The sequence below is a fragment of the Streptomyces sp. NPDC047117 genome (genome assembly GCF_040643545.1).
Lineage (GTDB): Bacteria > Actinomycetota > Actinomycetes > Streptomycetales > Streptomycetaceae > Streptomyces.
On record NZ_JBEYUN010000029.1, the window covers coordinates 15,653 to 32,428 of the forward strand.

19 protein-coding genes are annotated in these 16,776 nt (G+C 70.8%); 5 read left to right on the forward strand and 14 right to left on the reverse strand.

Annotation, left to right across the window (positions count from 1 at the left end; all coding sequences use genetic code 11):
- Positions 1 to 41 precede the first annotated feature (41 nt).
- Positions 42 to 1,424: an MFS transporter gene (locus tag ABZ840_RS35165; protein WP_361567313.1), complete on the reverse strand. Its 1,383-nt coding sequence runs from the start codon at positions 1,422 to 1,424 to the stop codon at positions 42 to 44.
- A gap of 315 nt (positions 1,425 to 1,739) precedes the next feature.
- On the opposite strand from ABZ840_RS35165, the gene ABZ840_RS35170 reads away from it, so the two are divergent.
- Positions 1,740 to 2,123: a hypothetical protein gene (locus tag ABZ840_RS35170; RefSeq protein ID WP_361567315.1), complete on the forward strand. Its 384-nt coding sequence runs from the start codon at positions 1,740 to 1,742 to the stop codon at positions 2,121 to 2,123.
- Positions 2,124 to 2,171: 48 nt separating this feature from the next.
- Here the strand turns inward: ABZ840_RS35170 and ABZ840_RS35175 are convergent, their stop codons facing one another.
- Positions 2,172 to 2,684, reverse strand: a complete 513-nt coding sequence (locus ABZ840_RS35175) for a MaoC family dehydratase (RefSeq protein WP_361567318.1) — start codon at positions 2,682 to 2,684, stop codon at positions 2,172 to 2,174.
- 28 nt (positions 2,685 to 2,712) lie between these two features.
- Between ABZ840_RS35175 and ABZ840_RS35180 the strand changes: the two genes are divergently transcribed.
- Both ABZ840_RS35180 and ABZ840_RS35185 read left to right on the forward strand, forming a co-directional pair.
- Positions 2,713 to 3,891, forward strand: a complete 1,179-nt coding sequence (locus tag ABZ840_RS35180; protein ID WP_361567321.1) for a cytochrome P450 — start codon at positions 2,713 to 2,715, stop codon at positions 3,889 to 3,891.
- Positions 3,892 to 3,958: 67 nt separating this feature from the next.
- A complete protein-coding gene (locus ABZ840_RS35185; RefSeq protein ID WP_361567323.1) occupies positions 3,959 to 4,399 on the forward strand; it encodes an ester cyclase in 441 nt (146 codons plus the stop codon).
- A 117-nt stretch (positions 4,400 to 4,516) separates the two neighbouring features.
- Here ABZ840_RS35185 and dhaM read toward each other — a convergent pair whose 3' ends face one another.
- The 4 genes from dhaM to ABZ840_RS35205 all read right to left on the reverse strand — a co-directional run bounded on the left by dhaM (position 4,517) and on the right by ABZ840_RS35205 (position 7,282).
- Entirely contained in the window at positions 4,517 to 4,927 is a 411-nt protein-coding gene (gene dhaM / locus ABZ840_RS35190; RefSeq protein ID WP_361567326.1) for a dihydroxyacetone kinase phosphoryl donor subunit DhaM, read from the reverse strand.
- A complete protein-coding gene (dhaL, locus tag ABZ840_RS35195) occupies positions 4,924 to 5,490 on the reverse strand; it encodes a dihydroxyacetone kinase subunit DhaL (RefSeq protein WP_361567448.1) in 567 nt (188 codons plus the stop codon). The genes dhaM and dhaL overlap by 4 nt, the downstream gene beginning before the upstream one ends.
- A 189-nt stretch (positions 5,491 to 5,679) precedes the next feature.
- On the reverse strand, positions 5,680 to 6,672 hold the full coding sequence (gene dhaK, locus ABZ840_RS35200; RefSeq protein WP_361567328.1) for a dihydroxyacetone kinase subunit DhaK: 993 nt from the start codon (positions 6,670 to 6,672) through the stop codon (positions 5,680 to 5,682).
- A gap of 349 nt (positions 6,673 to 7,021) precedes the next feature.
- Positions 7,022 to 7,282 (reverse strand): hypothetical protein, encoded by a 261-nt coding sequence (locus ABZ840_RS35205; RefSeq protein WP_361567330.1) that lies wholly within the window; start codon positions 7,280 to 7,282, stop codon positions 7,022 to 7,024.
- Positions 7,283 to 7,618: 336 nt separating this feature from the next.
- Here ABZ840_RS35205 and ABZ840_RS35210 point away from each other — a divergent pair, with 336 nt between their 5' ends.
- Positions 7,619 to 8,080: a hypothetical protein gene (locus tag ABZ840_RS35210; RefSeq protein WP_361567333.1), complete on the forward strand. Its 462-nt coding sequence runs from the start codon at positions 7,619 to 7,621 to the stop codon at positions 8,078 to 8,080.
- 131 nt (positions 8,081 to 8,211) lie between these two features.
- On the opposite strand, the gene ABZ840_RS35215 is transcribed toward ABZ840_RS35210, so the two are convergent.
- Positions 8,212 to 9,048, reverse strand: a complete 837-nt coding sequence (locus ABZ840_RS35215) for an RNA methyltransferase (protein WP_361567336.1) — start codon at positions 9,046 to 9,048, stop codon at positions 8,212 to 8,214.
- Positions 9,049 to 9,202: 154 nt separating this feature from the next.
- On the opposite strand from ABZ840_RS35215, the gene ABZ840_RS35220 reads away from it, so the two are divergent.
- Positions 9,203 to 9,424 (forward strand): CU044_2847 family protein, encoded by a 222-nt coding sequence (locus ABZ840_RS35220; protein ID WP_361567339.1) that lies wholly within the window; start codon positions 9,203 to 9,205, stop codon positions 9,422 to 9,424.
- A gap of 89 nt (positions 9,425 to 9,513) precedes the next feature.
- Here the strand turns inward: ABZ840_RS35220 and ABZ840_RS35225 are convergent, their stop codons facing one another.
- The 7 genes from ABZ840_RS35225 to kdpF all read right to left on the reverse strand — a co-directional run bounded on the left by ABZ840_RS35225 (position 9,514) and on the right by kdpF (position 16,521).
- Positions 9,514 to 9,804, reverse strand: a complete 291-nt coding sequence (locus tag ABZ840_RS35225; protein WP_361567342.1) for a heavy-metal-associated domain-containing protein — start codon at positions 9,802 to 9,804, stop codon at positions 9,514 to 9,516.
- A 138-nt stretch (positions 9,805 to 9,942) separates the two neighbouring features.
- Positions 9,943 to 11,148, reverse strand: coding sequence for a cytochrome P450 (locus ABZ840_RS35230; protein WP_361567345.1), 1,206 nt, complete (start codon positions 11,146 to 11,148; stop codon positions 9,943 to 9,945).
- Between the two features lie 132 nt (positions 11,149 to 11,280).
- On the reverse strand, positions 11,281 to 11,637 hold the full coding sequence (locus ABZ840_RS35235) for a hypothetical protein (protein WP_361567348.1): 357 nt from the start codon (positions 11,635 to 11,637) through the stop codon (positions 11,281 to 11,283).
- Between the two features lie 192 nt (positions 11,638 to 11,829).
- Positions 11,830 to 12,507 carry a potassium-transporting ATPase subunit C gene (locus tag ABZ840_RS35240; RefSeq protein ID WP_361567350.1) on the reverse strand — a complete coding sequence of 226 codons (678 nt, stop codon included), beginning with the start codon at positions 12,505 to 12,507 and terminating at the stop codon, positions 11,830 to 11,832.
- A gap of 5 nt (positions 12,508 to 12,512) precedes the next feature.
- Positions 12,513 to 14,666, reverse strand: coding sequence for a potassium-transporting ATPase subunit KdpB (gene kdpB / locus ABZ840_RS35245; RefSeq protein WP_361567451.1), 2,154 nt, complete (start codon positions 14,664 to 14,666; stop codon positions 12,513 to 12,515).
- 92 nt (positions 14,667 to 14,758) lie between these two features.
- Positions 14,759 to 16,423, reverse strand: a complete 1,665-nt coding sequence (gene kdpA, locus ABZ840_RS35250) for a potassium-transporting ATPase subunit KdpA (protein ID WP_361567352.1) — start codon at positions 16,421 to 16,423, stop codon at positions 14,759 to 14,761.
- Between the two features lie 8 nt (positions 16,424 to 16,431).
- On the reverse strand, positions 16,432 to 16,521 hold the full coding sequence (gene kdpF / locus ABZ840_RS35255; protein ID WP_018533641.1) for a K(+)-transporting ATPase subunit F: 90 nt from the start codon (positions 16,519 to 16,521) through the stop codon (positions 16,432 to 16,434).
- Positions 16,522 to 16,776: the final 255 nt, after the last annotated feature.

Consider the following 16,776-nt stretch of genomic DNA (forward strand, 5'->3'; position numbering starts at 1 on the left):
GACAACGCCACCTTCGCCGTGCGCAGCCGCTGGGAGGCCCCTCAGCCCAACCCCGCCTCCGCCGCCCGTGCGTTCTCCTTCGCCGGCGCGGATTCCGGCTCGACCGCCGTCAGGTCCCGGTTGCGGGTTTCCTTGGCCGCGTACAGGGCGATCAGGGTCAGTACCGCCGCGGCGATGACGTACAGCGCGATCGGCGTCGGGCTGCCGTAGTCCGCCAGCAGCGCGGTCGCGATCAGCGGCGCCGGCGCGCCCGCCGCGACCGAGGAGAACTGGGCTCCGATCGACGCGCCCGAGTACCGCATCCGCGTCGCGAACATCTCCGCGAAGAACGCGGCCTGCGGCGCGTACATCGCCCCGTGGAACACCAGCCCGACGGTCACCGCGAGCAGCAGCAGCCCGAAGTTCCCGCTGTCGACCAGCGCGAAGAAGGGGAACGCCCAGGCCGCGACCCCCAGTGCGCCGACGAGGTACACCGGCCGCCGGCCCACGCGGTCCGAGAGCGCGCCCCACGCCGGGATCACCGCGAAGTGCAGTGCGGAGGCGATGAGTACGGCGTTCAGGGCGATCTGCTGGGACAGCCCGCTGTGCTCGGTGGCGTAGACGAGGACGAACGCCGTGAGCACGTAGTACGAGATGTTCTCGGCCATCCGCGCGCCCATCGCGATCAGTACGTCCCGCCAGTGGTGCCGCAGCACCGCGACGAGCGGCAGCCGCTCCGCCGCCGACTCCGTGCCCTTGCGCGCCGCCGCCTGTGCCAGCGCCGCCTTGAACACCGGCGACTCGTCCACCGACAGCCGGATCCACAGCCCGAGAATCACCAGCACGCCGGAGAGCAGGAACGGGATACGCCAGCCCCACGACACGAACGCCGCCTCCGGCAGCAGCGCGGTCAGCGCCGCGAGCACCCCGGTGGCCAGCAGCTGCCCGGCCGGTGCGCCGGTCTGCGGCCAGGACGCCCAGAAGCCGCGCCGCCGCGCGTCGCCGTGCTCGCTCACCAGCAGCACGGCGCCGCCCCACTCGCCGCCCAGCGCGAAGCCCTGGACGAGCCGCAGCAGCGTCAGCAGCAGCGGCGCGGCCGAGCCGACCGTGGCGTGCGTGGGCAGCAGCCCGATGGCGAACGTCGCGCCGCCCATCATCAGCAGGCTCAGCACCAGCAGCTTCTTGCGGCCGAGCCGGTCACCGTAGTGCCCGAAGACCAGCGCGCCGACGGGTCGGGCCGCGAACCCGACCGCGTACGTCAGGAACGACAGCAGCGTGCCCACCAGCGGGTCGGAGTCCGGGAAGAACAGCTTGTTGAAGACCAGCGCGGCGGCCGATCCGTAGAGGAAGAAGTCGTACCACTCGACGGTGGTGCCGATCAGGCTCGCGGCGACGATGCGCCGCAGGCCGGCGGGGGATGGTGGGACGTGCGCGGTGGCGGCCATGGGCTCACTCCGGAACCGGAAGGGGGACGTTGCGATGTCGCCACACGGTAGGAAGCGGGGGACGAGCCGCGTATGTGGCCGCGCACCACACTTCCCGGGGAGGGTGTGCGGGCGGCGGCCATGCCACCTGTGACGGCTCACCCGCCGGACTCCGGTTTCCGGACCGGCCCGCCCGGGCACCCGGCTGATCTCACTCGTACCGCTGGGCGAGTGACAATGCGCGGACACCCGCTCCTCCCGGTCGCACACGCGATCCCGCGGGGTGAGCCTGGACGGGGACGGTATCCGCGTACGGCTCGACAGGAAGGTTGCACAGTGGACAGCGCGCACCAGGAGACGCAGGCGGGGCACGCGGCGGAGGTCACGGTCGAGTGCAGCGGATGCAGGCCGGAGGATGCGCAGGCCATCTTCACCGCGCTGCAGACGTCTTTCGTGTCCGACCGTGACGCGGACGACGTGCCCCGCGAGACGGCAGGCGGGGGACCGAGCGTGTGGACCGCGACCTTCGACGTCAATCAGGGTCGCGACAAGCCCGGGCCCACTCGGCTCTCGGCCCCCTGCACGGTCACCCTGCAGGGCGGCTATCAGGCGGTCGACCAGCTGCGGAAGGCGCTGCTGCCCGCCTTCGTGGTCTCCGTCGTCGGCACGGCGGCGGGCGACCAGGAGGAAGAGGTGCAGCTGCGCCTGGAAGGCCGCTAGGACCGGGCCATTGCCGAACGCCAGTACCGGGCGGCCGTGCAAGAACCGCTAGGACCGGTGCTCGGGCCTGCGGGCGAAGAAGTTCAGGGCCGTCAGGGTCAGCACCGATTCGTCCCGCTGGTTGAGCACTTCGATCCCGGTGCGCACGATGCCCCGGTCCGGCTTGGACCGGGACACACGCGCGTCCAGGACCGTCGTACGGATCGACAGTGTGTCGCCCGGCCGGACGGGCCGTACCCAGCGCAGTTCGTCCACGCCGGGTGACGCCAGGCTCGCCACCTTGCTGACGTAATGGTCGGCGTAGAGCCGCATCATCACCGCGCTCGTGTGCCAGCCGCTCGCGATCAGTCCCTTGAACGGCCCGTCCGCCGCCGCCACCGGGTCGGTGTGGAAGCTCTGCGGGTCGAACCGCCGCGCGAAGTCGAGGATCTCCTCCTCGGTGAGCGTGATGCTGCCGTAGGTGTAGACCGCTCCCGGTACGTAGTCCTCGAAGTACCGCGCAGTGATGGGCGTCGCGAAGTCCGTGGCGTCCATGGGGGCGTCCGATGGCGTCGTCGTCATGCGGGCACGGTATTACGGTACTGACACCATGAGCGCGCATCTCTACGGTCCGGACTTCTTCCGGGACCCCTACGCCACCTATGCCCAACTGCGGTCCGCGGCCCCCGTGCACCCCCTCCCGCCGCGCGGCGACGGCCCGCCGGCCTTCCTCGTCACCGGCTACGCCGCCGCCCGCGCCGCGCTCGCCGACCCCCGGCTGTCCAAGGACACCGCACGCTACTTCGCCGACCGGCCCAGCAACCGCCGGCTGCACCCCGCGCTCGGCCACACCATGCTCGCCACCGACCCGCCGGACCACACCCGGCTGCGCCGCCTGGTGGCCCCCGCCTTCACCACGGGCGCCGCCGCCCGGCTCCGCCCGTACCTCGACGGGCTGACCGCCGAACTGACCCGGGACTGGCGGCCGGGGGACACCGTCGACCTCGTCGCCGGGCTCGCCGTACCGCTCCCGGTCACCGTCATCTGCCACCTCCTCGGCGTGCCCGAGGCGGACCGCGCGCAGCTGCGGGCCTGGTCGGACCAGCTGTTCGAGGCGGGTGCGCCGGACCGCATCGACGCGGCGTCGCACGAGGTGGCGGAGTATTTCGGCCGACTGGTCGCGGCGAAGCGCGCGGCGCCCGATGAAGGCCTGCTGTCCGCGCTGATCGCCGCGCGCGACGGCACCGACCGGCTCGGCGAGGACGAACTGGTCTCGCTCGCCGTCCTGATCCTGGTCGCCGGGCACGAGACCACCACGAACCTGATCGGCAACGCGGTGCTCGCCCTGCTCGCCCACCCGGACGCCGCCGCCCGGCTGCGCGACCGCCCCGACCTGGCCCCCGCGGCCCTCGACGAACTGCTGCGGTACGACTCCCCGGTGGGCGTCGCCACGTTCCGGTACGCCACCGAGCCGCTGACGCTGGCCGGGACGGACGTACCGGCCGGAGCGCCCGTGCTGGTCTCGCCCGGCGCCGCCAACCGCGATCCGGCGCGGTACGCCGACCCGGACGCGCTCGACCTCGACCGCGACGCGGCCGGCCACCTCGCGTTCGGCCACGGCATCCACCGCTGCCTGGGCGCCCCGCTCGCCCGCGCCGAGGCCACAACGGCACTGACCACCCTCCTCACCCGCTTCCCCCGCCTCCGCCTGGCCGTCCCCGCCACCGAACTGCGGTACCGCCACACCCGGTTGATGCGGGGCCTGGAGGCCCTGCCGGTGGTGCTGTGAGCCGACGGGCGGGGGCGGAGGGCGTGATAATCCCGTCCGTCCGCGCCCGCGCAGGCACACTGGATGCATGGCTCACATGGACCACACCGAGACGACCATGGACCCTCTGGAGGCGCTCTACCGGCGCTGGCTCATCGACCTGTGGCACGGTGATTTCGCCGTGGCCGAGGAGATCCTCGCCCCCGGCTTCGTCGGCCACTGGCCCACGTTCGACGTGCACGGACCGCAGGAGACCGCCGAGCAGATCCGCCGGTCGTACGAGTACTTCGACGACATCAAGGTCACGCTCGACGCGGGCCCGGTGGTCGGCGACGGCATGGTGGCCGCGCGCTGGACGTTCCACGGTGCCTACCGCGGCGGCATCCCCGGCACCACCGCGCCGCCCGGCACGCGGGTCGCCTTCGCCGGCCAGGACCTCTTCCGGGCCGGCGACGGCCGCTTCACCGAGTACTGGGTCGTGTCCGACGGCCTCGGCATGATGACGGCGCTGGGGGCGGTCGGCGCGTAGGCGGCGACTGCGGGCCCACGATGCGGACGTACGGGAAACCGGTACGTCACCGGGCCGGTGCGGCGCCCCGAGGTGCAGGCGCCCGCACCGACCCGACCCCACCCGGCCGTGCCTCGCTCACTCCTTGCGGTAGGAGTACGCCTCCGCGGCAGCCGTGGCCACCGCGTCCAGGTCGGCGCCGGCCGAGGCCGTGACCACGGCGGCCACCGCGCCCTCCAGGAACGGCGCGTCCACCAGCCGCGTGCCCTCCGGCAGTTCGTCGCCCTCGGCGAGCAGCGCCTTCACCGTCAGGACGGCGCTGCCCAGGTCCACCAGGACGGCCACGCCCGCGCCGCGGTCGACCGTACGGGCCGCCTCGGTGATCAGCTCGGCGCTCGTCCCGAGCCCGCCGTCGGGCGTGCCGCCCGCCGCCGCGACCGGCGCCTTCGCGTCGCCGCCCGCCAGCCCGGTGGCCAGCTCCGCGACCGCCTCGGCCACCGCGCGGCTGTGCGAGACCAGCACGATGCCGACCGGTGTGTCCGCGCTCATCCGGTCACCTCCGCGAGTGCGGCGAACAACAACGCCGACGAGGTCGCCCCCGGGTCCTGGTGCCCGATGCTGCGTTCGCCCAGGTAGCTGGCCCGGCCCTTGCGGGCTTGGAGCGGCGTGGTGTCGACCGCGCCCTTCTCCGCGGCCTCGGCGGCGGCCGCGAAGGAGGTGCCCAGCGCCTCGACCGCCGGGTCCAGCGCGTCGAGCATCGTCTTGTCGCCCACCGCCGAGCCGCCGAGCTGAGCGACCGCGTCGACCCCGCCGCGGAGCGCAGCGCGCAGCTCCTCGGCGGTCACGCCCGGCGCGTCGCCCAGGGCCTTGCCCGCACGGCGCAGCAGCGTCCCGTACAGCGGTCCCGAGGCGCCGCCCACGGTCGAGATCAACTGCCGTCCGGCGGTGGTCAGTACGGCACCGGGCGTCGCCGGCGGTTCCGACTCCAGCACCTTGGCGACGGCGGTGAAGCCACGCTGCAGGTTGCTGCCGTGGTCGGCGTCGCCGATGGGGGAGTCCAGCTCGGTGAGGCGCTCGGCCTCCTGGTTCACCCGGGCGGCGGCAGCCTGCATCCAGCGGATGAAGAGCGCGGCGTCGAGGGCCGTTTCGGTCACGTGCTGCTCCTGAGGTCTGCGGTACGCGTAGGGATACGAGTACGGGACGAACTGGGGACAAGTACGGGGACAGTACGAGTACGGGTGCGGAGACGGTTACGGGGAGGGGGTACGGGCACTCGCGGGCGGGCAGTCGATCCTGGCAGGTCAGCGGCCCCACCGTAGTCCGGGCGTCTGCACCGGCGCGTCCCACAGGCGGAGCACCTCTTCGTCCGCCTGGCACAGCGTCACCGAGCAGCCCGCCATGTCCAGCGAGGTGACGTAGTTGCCCACGAGCGTACGGGCCACGGGCACGCCGTGCTCGGCGAGCACCCGCTGCACCTCCGCGTTGAAGCCGTAGAGCTCCAGCAGTGGCGTCGCGCCCATACCGTTGACCAGCGCCAGCACCGGTCCGCGCGGCTGCCAGTCCTGCAGGATCGCGCCCACCGAGGCGTCGGCGATCTCGCCCGAGGTCATCATCGGCCGCCGCTCCCGGCCGGGCTCGCCGTGGATGCCCACACCGAACTCCAGTTCCCCGGCGGGCAGATCGAACGACGGAGTTCCCTTCGACGGCGTCGTACAGGAGCTGAGCGCCACACCGAAGCTCCGCGAGGACTCCACGACCTGGCGGGCGAGCGCCTCGACGCGCTCCAGCGGCCGGCCCTCCTCGGCCGCGGCGCCGGCCACCTTCTCCACGAAGAGCGTCGCCCCCGTGCCGCGCCGTCCCGCCGTGAACGTGGAGTCCTCCACCGCCACGTCGTCGTTGACGAGCACGCTGGCGACCTGTACGCCCTCGTCCTCCGCCAGTTCCGCCGCCATCTGGAAGTTCAGCACGTCACCGGTGTAGTTCTTCACGATGAACAGCACGCCCTTGCCGCTGTCCACGGCGGCCGCGGCGCGCACCATCTGGTCCGGTACCGGCGAGGTGAAGACCTCGCCCGGGCACGCCGCGTCCAGCATGCCGGGCCCGACGAATCCCCCGTGCAGCGGCTCGTGCCCACTGCCGCCGCCCGACACCAGCGCGACCTTCCCGGAGACCGGCGCGTCCCGCCGCACCACGACGCGCCCCTCGACGTCCACGACCAGCTCCGGATGCGCCGCCGCCATCCCCCGCAACGCGTCCGCAACGACACTCTCCGGCACATTCATCAGCATCTTCACGGATACCTCCTGGTGAGTCCTCAAGCAAGCCCTCTGAGCAGTGTTGCCGCAGGCCACGGTGGTCATGCCCAGCTCTCGATCTTGGCCGTCCCCGGCGGCCCGACGTGCCTTCCGGCGGGCCCCGCCGCAAGGTCCGGCACCAGTATCGGCCGAGGGGCCATTGAGGTCACGGATCACGTCGAAGGGCGTTCCGCGGCACGGGGCCGGGAGGGGGCGGCAATGCGGGTCGGCGGAGTCCGCGGTGGGGCGCTTGCACGTGTGCGGTCATGCACGAAGCCGGTGCCTCGGGTGAGGTGCCTGAGGTACCGGCTTCGGTGTGGCGGAGACGCGCTCCGGACGGGCGAGGGGGTCAGGCGAACGGGTCGCCCGCCACCCCGCTGAGGCGGACCAGCCCCGGCCTGCCCTCGTCGGTGACGCGCACGTACAGCGTGTAGGCCGACCCGGTCTCCGCCGCCTTGGCGCGTGCCCAGGCCAGGACTTCGTCGACGTCGGCGCCGGTCACCTCGTAGTCGTCCGACGCTTTCGCCGACCTGTCCCAGAAGCACGCCCGATAGGTGGCGTCGTCCTGTTCCCAGGTGGTGTCCCGCGGATCCACTTCTCGTACGCGCATGGGGCCGATCGTAACCGCCCGGCCCTGATAGCGGCCCAGTGACGTTGTGAGCGCCCATGGCGCTGTAGTCAGTGCGACGTTTCGTGTGACGCTCTGCGCGCCGGAATGCCATGTCACATGTTGGACGCGCCTGTTCCTGACTTTCCGCGACCTTCATGTCGGGTAATTCCGGAATATCAACCGCTCGGTGTCGTTCGAGGTGTGCCGGGATCTGGAATGCCATTGATCGTCTGCCGCCCCTCTGCGTAATCTCCGTTCCGGACATCCATGCAGGGCTGTGGCCCGCATGCAGGGCCGTGACCTGGCCCACCGCGATGAGAAACAGGGGGAAGACGTATGCGTAACTCACTCCGCGCGATCGCCGTTTTTGCTACGAGCCTCACCATGGCCGGCGGTCTGAGCGCCGGCCCCGCAATGGCTAGTAGCCACCACGCGGCCGATGCGCGCAAGTTCGTGTGCAAGGCGTCGGCCGACAGGCCGCACTGGTCCAAGGGGGCCAAGAGTGTCATTTACAAGACCCGCGTCGAGTGCGCCGGCAGCGAGCCGACCGTCACGGTCCATTGCAAGGGCCAGTTGATCTATTCCGCCGGCGGTTCTCCGGCGACGGCCGCGTCGTCGAGTGAGACGCGCTCGGTCAAGACGGACGGCACGAAGACGACCTTCTACACCCCTGAGGCGGGTGGAAAGAAGGTGGACTGGTCGGGCAAATTCCAGGGTGCGACACACTGCACCAGCCCGGGTACCAGCGTCGAAATCGGTGACGCCATGACACCTGTGGTTTCGGTAAAGGTTCCGTAGGGAATTCCTGACGCGCCCGGCTCCCCGCTGGCGATCGAAGTGCGAGCCCCGTCACGATGACCGGCAACCGGGTCGACGTGAGGGTGTGACAGCGGGGCCGCCCGGCGAGTCAGCCCGCGCCGGTGGTTGCGTCAGGACCGGCGTCGCGCCGCGGCGATGCGTTGGCGGTGTGCCTCGTACAGCACAGCCGTGGCGGCGTTGGCGGCGTTGAGGGAACTCGCCGCGCCGGTCATCGGTATGCGGACCGTGTGGTCGCACAGGTTCCGCCACGCATTGCTCAGCCCGGACGTCTCGTTGCCGACGAGCAGCAGTACCGGCTGGGTGAAGTCGAAGTCGAAGACATCGCAGTCCCCCTTTTCGTCCGTGCCGACCAGGACGATCGGCTCACCCGCGGCCCGCCGTGCGTCGACCCAGGGCATCACCGTGCCGGGCGAAGATACGCGCACGGCCGGCACGGCGAAGAGGGAACCCGTGCTGGCACGCACGGACTTGGGGTCGTACACGTCGGCGGCGTGCCCCGACACGATGAGGCCGTGCGCCCCGAAGGCGTCCGCGGACCGGATGATGCTGCCGATGTTCCCCGGACTCGTCGGGCGGTCGAACATGACGCCCAGGAAACTGCCTTCTCCTCCGAACCGGCTGAGATCGTCGGCGGGCATTCCGACGACGGCGACCATCTCCGGGGCGCTCCCGCTCTTCTCTCCGAGGTCCGCCAACAGGTCGGGCGCCATGGCTATGTGCTCGGCGTCCACCCTTCGCAGCAGCTCCTTCGCCCACTGCGACAACGGCCGCTCACCGTCGTAAATCAACGCCCTGATGGGCCAGTCGAACTGCACTGCCAAGGAGATCGGGCGCACGCCCTGGACGAGGAACTCACCTGCCCGGGACCGCTTGTTCCGGTTGCCGATCAGCGACTCCCATTGCTGGAAGCGGGCGTTGCGTGCAGTGATCCGTTGGAGCGTTGGCACATGCCCTCCGGGGGGAGCCGTCATCAACGAGGTGCTCCGAGCTTACGGAATCCGCACCGGTGTTCTGACGCCGCTACGCTCTCCACCTACCGGGTCCAGATCCGGGAGGCGGACGAGACGCTCGTCCGCGTGGGCCGAACGGACGCTCGGCGAGATGCTGGACACCGTACGGCCGGTGGCGGAGAGCTTCGTGGGGCGGTTCAGGGGGCCGGCGAACGCACCGGACGAGAGCACGCTGGAATTCGGGGTGTCCCTGTCGGCCGAGGCGGACGTGGTGATCGCCAGTACGGCGACGGCGGCCAACTTCTCCGTGAGCCTCACCTGGAACAGAAGCGATGGGGGAGATGCCAACCGGGTCGCGGCGCAGCAGGGTTGAGCGGTCGGGCCCGACGGTGGCGGCCGGGCCCGACGTTGAGTGGCCGGGCCCGACGGTGAGAGGCCGGGCCCCGTGGCGGCGGCCGGCCGTCAGGCCGCGCGGCCGGTCAGCTCGTAGCCGGCCTCGTCGACGACCTCCGCGATCTTCGCGTCGTCCAGCTCCCGGTCGGCAGCCACGCTCGCCAAGCCGGCCTCGACATCGACCTCGACGCTCAGTACGCCGTCGACCTCGCCGATCGCCTTGGTGAGCGTCGACTTGCAGTGGCCGCAGGTCATTCCGGCGATCGCGTACACCGTGGTCCGGCTGTCGGCGACGGCGGTCGCCGTACTCTGAGCGCCGTCGGTCTGGCAGCTGCCGTCGGGCGTACAGCAGTTGGACATGGTTCCTCCTGGCGAGGTTGCTGATTTCGTACGTGACAGGCATCCCGGGTACCCCTAGGGGGTACCTGTCACGTACGTATGTATACCCCCCGGGGGTACATATTGCAACCGTGGGTCGAGGTCGACGCGCGCGCCGGGCTACTCCGTGTCCCAGGTGACGGGCAGGCTGTGGACCCCGTGGATGTTCGCTTCGGGGCGCATCGGCACCTCCTCCGGCGGGACGGCGAGGCGGAGCGTCGGGAAGCGGGCGAAGAGCGCCGGGAAGGCGACGCGCATTTCGACGCGGGCCAGTTGCTGGCCCAGGCACTGGTGGATGCCGTGGCCGAACGCGAGGTGCCCGGTGGCCTTGCGGTGCAGGTCCAGCGTGTCGGGGTCCGCGAACCGCGCAGGGTCCCGATTGGCTGCCTGTACCGACACCACGACCGACTCGCCGGCCCGGATCAACTGGCCGTCCAGCTCCACGTCCTGCAGGGCTGAGCGCACTCCGGTGTGGGTGATGCTCAGATACCGCAGCAGTTCCTCGACGGCCTGGTCGACGAGTCCGGGGTCCGCACGCAGGGAGGCCGCCTGCTCCGGGTGGCTCAGCAGCGCGAAGGTGCCGAGCGCCAGCATGTTGGCGGTGGTGTCCAGCCCGGCCGCCAGCAGAAAGCCGCCCAGTCCGGCCAGTTCCTCGTCGGTCAGGTCCGTGGTGGTCAGATCGCTGAGCAGATCGTCGGTCGGCCGGGCGCGCTTGGCCACCACCAGCTCGGCGATCAGCTCCTGCAGTGCGGACAGGGCCGCGAACTGCTCCTCCAGGGAGGCATCGGTACGGGATATCCCGGCGGCCTGGCGCTTGAAGCGGTCGCGCTCGGCCGCCGGTACGCCCAGCAGCTCGCAGATCATGAGGGCGGGTACGGGATGCGCGTACGCCGCCACCAGGTCCACCGACGGACCCTGGCGTTCCATCGCGTCCAGGTGCTCGACGGCGATCTGCTCGACGCGCTCGGTGAGCGCCCGCATCCGGCGGACTGTGAACTTGCCCATCAGCAGCCGCCGGTAGCGGGTGTGGTGGGGCGGATCGATCCCGGTCATGTCGCCGACCGGGGCCGGGCCCATCTCCACCTCGCCGTCGTACGGCGTCGGGGCGTGCATCAGGTCGTACCGCGAACTGAACCGGGGGTCGCCGAGTACCGCACGGACCGCCGAATGTCCGGTGGCCAGCCAGCCCAGGTGGCCGTCCGGGAAGCGCATCCGGCGCAGCGGCCGTTCCTCGCGCAGCCGCCCCAGGTCGGCGGGCGGGGCGAAGGGGCAGTCCGCGGGGCGGGAAGTCGGCAGTCCGGGAACCGGTGAGAGAGCCTCGGGCATGAGGAGTGGCCTCCATCGGGAGTCGGTGTCTCGTTGGTTGGGTTGGTGTCTTGTCGGTTGGGTGGCGGCTCGTCAGTCGAATGGCGAGCAGGTGGTGCGGAGTGGCGAGCAGGCGGTCCGGTGGGGCGGGTCCTAGCGGACCCAGCCCGTGTATTTCTGTGGACCGTGGTGGCCACGTCCGGCGGGGTGGTCGCGCGCTCCCGGCTCCAGGGCCGCGGCGGTGGCCCGCACCAGCCAGGTGTTGACCGACAGTCCCTCGCGCGCTGCGGCCTCCTCGGTCCGGATCTTGAGGTGGGTCGGCAGGCGGAAGTTGATGCGGGCCGTGCCGCCCGCCTCGCCCTCCGCCGGGCCGGGGCGTACGTCCACCGGGTCCGGCGTCAGGTCGCGGGTGGTCTCGGCCGTGGCGTCGGACAGTGCGTCGAGCAGGGCCAGCCGGACGGCCGACTCCAGCTCGCGACGGAGGCGGTCGACGTAGGGGGCGAGGTCCATGGCGCCAATATGGCACCACTATGGCGCCATGGCAAGTGTTGGCGACGTCATCGCGGATTCCCGGGAGGGGCGCGGTGTGCCGTATTCCGGGGGAAGTAACGCAAAGGCCGGGTGGCGCCATAATGGCGCCACCCGGCCTCACCTGCTGTGCCGGAATTCGTGGGCGTTCGCCGGCATCTGCCGGCACTCGCCTCAGCTTCCCGACAGTTCCCTCACCAGTTCCCTCAGTGCGATGTTGAGCTGGAGGACGTTGACCCGCGGTTCGCCCATGAAGCCGGCGACGCGGCCCTCGGTGTGGTTCTCGACCAGCTTCCGCACCTGTGTGACGGAGAGGTGGTTCTTCTCCGCGACGCGGTGGACCTGGAGTGCGGCGTACGCGGGGGAGATGTCCGGGTCCAGGCCCGAGCCGGAGGAGGTGACCGCGTCGGGCGGCACCTGCGACGGCTTCACCCGGTAACCGTGCACGCTGTTGTCCTTGACGACCGCGGCCTGCGCCTCCTCCACCGTCTTGACCAGCTCGGGGTTGTCGGCCGCGAGGTTGGTGGCACCGGAGAGGAGGAGCTTGTACTGGGTGTTGACGGAGTTGGTGCCGAGGCCGTTGGAGGGCCGCGGCTGGAACCACTTCAGGTCCGGTTCGGGGGTCTCCTGGCCCTTTTCCAACGGCAGGTCGTAGCGCTGGCCTATCAGCGAGGAGCCCACCACCTTGCCGTCGTACGACACCTCCGAGCCATTGGCCTTGTCGTGGAAGGCGGCCTGCGCGATACCCGTAACGGCCAGCGGGTAGAGCACGCCGCACACCACGGTCAGGGCCAGCAGGGCGCGCAGGCCCGCCGCGAACAGCCGGGCGGTGTTCTTCACGGAGTTGTTCACGGCGGTCACCCGATGCCAGGAATGAGGGAGAGGAGCAGGTCGATGAGTTTGATGCCGAGGAAGGGCGCGATGAGGCCACCGAGGCCGTAGATCCCCAGGTTGCGGCGGAGCATCCGGTCCGCGCTGCTCGGGCGGTAGCGGACGCCCTTCAGCGCGAGCGGTACGAGCGCGACGATGATCAGCGCGTTGAAGATCACCGCGGAGAGGATCGCCGAGTCGGGCGAGGAGAGCCGCATGATGTTGAGCTTGTCCAGACCCGGGTAGACCGCGGCGAACAGCGCCGGGATGATCGCGAAGTACTTGGCGACGTCGTTGGCGATGGAGAACGTCGTCAGCGCGCCCCGCGTGATGAGGAGTTGCTTGCCGATCTCGACGATCTCGATGAGCTTCGTCGGGTTGGAGTCGAGGTCGACCATGTTCCCGGCCTCCTTGGCGGCGGAGGTGCCGGTGTTCATCGCGACGCCCACGTCCGCCTGGGCCAGGGCCGGGGCGTCGTTGGTGCCGTCGCCGGTCATCGCGACCAGCTTGCCGCCGGCCTGCTCGCGCTTGATCAGCGCCATCTTGTCCTCGGGGGTGGCCTCGGCGAGGAAGTCGTCGACGCCCGCCTCCTCCGCGATGGCCTTGGCGGTCAGCGGATTGTCGCCGGTGATCATGACGGTCTTGATGCCCATCCGGCGCAGCTCGGTGAAGCGTTCGCGCATGCCCTCCTTGACCACGTCCTTGAGGTGGATGACGCCCAGTACGCGGGCGCCGTCGGTGTCCTCGACGGCCACCAGGAGTGGTGTGCCGCCTGCTTCGGAGATCGCCCGGACGAGGTCGTCGGCGTCCTCCGCCACGGTGCCGCCGCGCTCCCGTACCCACTCCAGGACCGAGCCGGACGCGCCCTTGCGGACCTTCCGGCCGCCCACGTCCACGCCCGACATACGCGTCTGCGCAGTGAAGGCGATCCACTCCGCCTCAGCCAGCTCGCCCACCCGTCGCCCACCACCCTTCATCGGCCGCGCTTCGCGCGCAGTCACACTTCGCTCGCGCAGCCCGTACTTCTCCTTGGCGAGGACGACGACGGAGCGGCCTTCGGGGGTTTCGTCGGCCAGTGAGGAGAGCTGGGCGGCGTCGGCGACCTCGGCGGCGGTGGTTCCGTGTACAGGAACGAACTCGGCGGCCTGCCGGTTCCCCAGCGTGATGGTGCCGGTCTTGTCCAGCAGCAGCGTGGAGACGTCGCCGGCGGCCTCGACCGCGCGGCCGGACATCGCCAGGACGTTGCGCTGGACCAGGCGGTCCATGCCGGCGATGCCGATCGCGGAGAGCAGTGCCCCGATCGTGGTGGGGATCAGGCAGACCAGCAGCGCGGTCAGCACGATGAGCGAGGTCTGCTTGTCGGCGCCCGCGTAGACCGCGAAGGGCTTCAGTGTCACCACGGCGAGCAGGAAGACGACGGTCAGCGAGGCGAGCAGGATGTTCAGCGCGATCTCGTTGGGCGTCTTCTGCCGCGCCGCGCCCTCGACCAGGTTGATCATGCGGTCGATGAACGTTTCGCCGGGCTTGGTCGTGATCGTGACCACGATGCGGTCGGACAGCACCTTCGTACCGCCGGTGACCGCGGACCGGTCGCCGCCCGACTCCCGGATGACCGGGGCGGATTCGCCGGTGATCGCGGACTCGTCGACGGACGCGACGCCTTCCACGACATCGCCGTCACCGGGGATGATGTCGCCCGCCTCGCACACCACCCGGTCGCCGACGCGCAGTTCGGTGCCGGGTACGTGCTCCTCCGTGGCGCCGGCGAGGCGGCGGGCGACCGTGTCGGTCTTGGCCTTGCGGAGGGTGTCGGCCTGCGCCTTGCCGCGGCCCTCGGCCACGGCTTCGGCGAGGTTGGCGAAGAGGACGGTGAGCCAGAGCCAGACGGTGATCGTCCAGCCGAACCAGTCGCCGGGGTGCGCGAGGGCGAGCGCCGTGGTGAGCACCGAGCCGATCAGCACGACGAACATGACCGGAGACTTGATCATCACGCGCGGGTGCAGCTTGCGGACGGCGTCGGGCAGCGACTTCGCCAGCTGGGCCGGGTCGAAGAGGCCGCCGCCGACCCGGCCGCCGCCGGCGGGTTCGTGGTCCGTCGGCCGGTCGCGGTGGGGAGCCCGGGGCGGGGTTGCTGTGATCATCTCTTCCTGCTTCTCGGTCCCTTGCTGCTGCGGGTCGGTCGCCTGCTGATCAGCGGCGCCGTACGGGCCGGCGGTCGGCCGGGTCTCGGTGGTCATGTCGCCAGCCCTTCGGCGAGCGGGCCCAGCGCGAGGGCCGGGAAGTAGGTCAGGCCGGCGATGATCAGGATGGCGCCGACCAGCAGGCCGCTGAAGAGCGGCTTCTCCGTGCGCAGGGTGCCCGATGTCTCCGGTACGGGCTGCTGCTCGGCGAGCGAGCCGGCCAGCGCCAGGACGAAGACCATGGGCAGGAAGCGGCCGAGGAGCATCGCGAGCCCGATGGTGGTGTTGAACCACGGGGTGTCGGCGCTGAGGCCGGCGAAGGCCGAACCGTTGTTGTTGGCGCCGGAGGTGTACGCGTACAGGACCTCCGAGAAGCCGTGCGCGCCGGTGTTGAGCATGGAGTGCGGCGGGGTGGGCAGGGCCATCGCGGCGGCGGTGAAGCACAGTACGAGGGCCGGGGTGACCAGGATGTAGCAGGCGGCCAGCTTGATCTGGCGGGTGCCGATCTTCTTGCCCAGGTACTCGGGCGTCCGGCCGACCATCAGGCCCGCGAGGAACACCGCGATGACGGCCATGATCAGCATGCCGTACAGCCCGGAGCCGACGCCGCCGGGCGCGATCTCGCCGAGCTGCATGCCGAGCATCGTGAGGCCGCCGCCGAAGCCGGTCAGTGAGGAGTGGAAGGCGTCCACCGCGCCGGTCGAGGTGAGCGTGGTGGCCACCGCGAAGATCGAGGAGCCGCCGATGCCGAACCGGGTCTCCTTGCCCTCCATCGCGCCCCCGGCGATCTGCAGTGCCGGGCCGCCGTGGTGGAACTCCGTCCACATCATCAGCGCCGTGAAGCCCACCCAGATGGTGACCATCGTGGCGAGGATCGCGTAGCCCTGCCGGAGCGAGCCGACCATCCGGCCGAAGGTCCGGGTGATCGCGAAGGGGATGAGCAGGATCAGGAAGACCTCGAAGAGGTTGGTGAAGCCGTCGGGGTTCTCGAAGGGGTGGGCGCTGTTGGCGTTGGCGAGACCGCCGCCATTCGTGCCCAGCTCCTTGATGACCTCCTGGGAGGCGTAGGCGCCGCCCTGCCACTGCTGGTGGCCGCCCATGAAGCGGCCGACCTCGTGGATGCCCGCGAAATTCTGGATCGCACCGCAGGCCACGAGGACCAGCGCGCCGATGACCGAGATCGGCAGCAGGATGCGGACCGTGCCGCGTACCAGGTCGGCCCAGAAGTTGCCCAGTTCGCCGGTACGGGACCGGGCGAAGCCGCGGACGAGGGCGACGGCCACCGCCATGCCGACGGCCGCGGAGACGAAGTTCTGCACCGCCAGGCCGCCGGTCTGCACGACGTGGCCCATGGCCTGTTCGCCCGCGTAGGACTGCCAGTTGGTGTTCGCCACGAAGGAGGCGGCGGTGTTGAACGCCTGGTCCGGGTCGATGGAGACGAAGCCCAGCGAGCCGGGCAGCACGCCCTGGAGCCGCTGCAGCAGATAGAGGAAGAGGACGCCGGCGGCCGAGAAGGCCAGCACTCCGCGCAGATAAGAGGGCCAGCGCATCTCGGTGTCAGGATGCGCGCCGATGGCCTTGTATACCCAGCGCTCCACCCGGAGGTGGCGCGGCGAGGAGTAGACCCGGGCCATGTAGTCGCCGAGGGGGCGGTATGCGAGCGCGAGCGCGGCGATGAGCGCCAGCAGCTGAAGCACACCGGCAAGTACGGGGCTCATGTCGTGCTTCAGAACCTCTCGGGGTAGATCAGTGCGAGGACGAGATAGCCCAGCAGGGCGACGGCCACGACCAGGCCGACGATGTTTTCGGCGGTCACAGCTTTGCGACCCCCTTGGCGACGAGGGCCACCAGCGCGAAGACCGCGAGCGTGGTGACGACGAAGGCCACGTCGGCCATCGAGAGCTCCTGAATGAGAGGGGAACTGAACGGACGGTTAGAGCAAACCGCCCTTTCGAGCCACCGTGGCCGCCGTTGACGGCTCCCTTACGGCGGCGTACGCGCCCTTGATGGATCCCATACGCACACCGCGCTGAGCTGGGAAAAGATCGCCGAAGGCCCGCACCGGGCAGGC

Excerpts from the sequence above, each read along its gene's own strand:
- ABZ840_RS35165 (WP_361567313.1), bottom strand. The coding sequence starts at position 1,424 with ATGGCCGCCACCGCGCACGTCCCACCATCCCCCGCCGGCCTGCGGCGC.
- ABZ840_RS35175 (WP_361567318.1), bottom strand. The coding sequence starts at position 2,684 with ATGACGACGACGCCATCGGACGCCCCCATGGACGCCACGGACTTCGCG.
- ABZ840_RS35180 (WP_361567321.1), top strand. The coding sequence starts at position 2,713 with ATGAGCGCGCATCTCTACGGTCCGGACTTCTTCCGGGACCCCTACGCC.
- ABZ840_RS35185 (WP_361567323.1), top strand. The coding sequence starts at position 3,959 with ATGGCTCACATGGACCACACCGAGACGACCATGGACCCTCTGGAGGCG.
- dhaM (WP_361567326.1), bottom strand. The coding sequence starts at position 4,927 with ATGAGCGCGGACACACCGGTCGGCATCGTGCTGGTCTCGCACAGCCGC.
- dhaL (WP_361567448.1), bottom strand. The coding sequence starts at position 5,490 with ATGCAGGCTGCCGCCGCCCGGGTGAACCAGGAGGCCGAGCGCCTCACC.
- ABZ840_RS35205 (WP_361567330.1), bottom strand. The coding sequence starts at position 7,282 with ATGCGCGTACGAGAAGTGGATCCGCGGGACACCACCTGGGAACAGGAC.
- ABZ840_RS35210 (WP_361567333.1), top strand. The coding sequence starts at position 7,619 with ATGCGTAACTCACTCCGCGCGATCGCCGTTTTTGCTACGAGCCTCACC.
- ABZ840_RS35220 (WP_361567339.1), top strand. The coding sequence starts at position 9,203 with ATGCTGGACACCGTACGGCCGGTGGCGGAGAGCTTCGTGGGGCGGTTC.
- ABZ840_RS35225 (WP_361567342.1), bottom strand. The coding sequence starts at position 9,804 with ATGTCCAACTGCTGTACGCCCGACGGCAGCTGCCAGACCGACGGCGCT.
- ABZ840_RS35230 (WP_361567345.1), bottom strand. The coding sequence starts at position 11,148 with ATGCCCGAGGCTCTCTCACCGGTTCCCGGACTGCCGACTTCCCGCCCC.
- ABZ840_RS35235 (WP_361567348.1), bottom strand. The coding sequence starts at position 11,637 with ATGGACCTCGCCCCCTACGTCGACCGCCTCCGTCGCGAGCTGGAGTCG.
- kdpB (WP_361567451.1), bottom strand. The coding sequence starts at position 14,666 with ATGATCACAGCAACCCCGCCCCGGGCTCCCCACCGCGACCGGCCGACG.
- kdpA (WP_361567352.1), bottom strand. The coding sequence starts at position 16,423 with ATGAGCCCCGTACTTGCCGGTGTGCTTCAGCTGCTGGCGCTCATCGCC.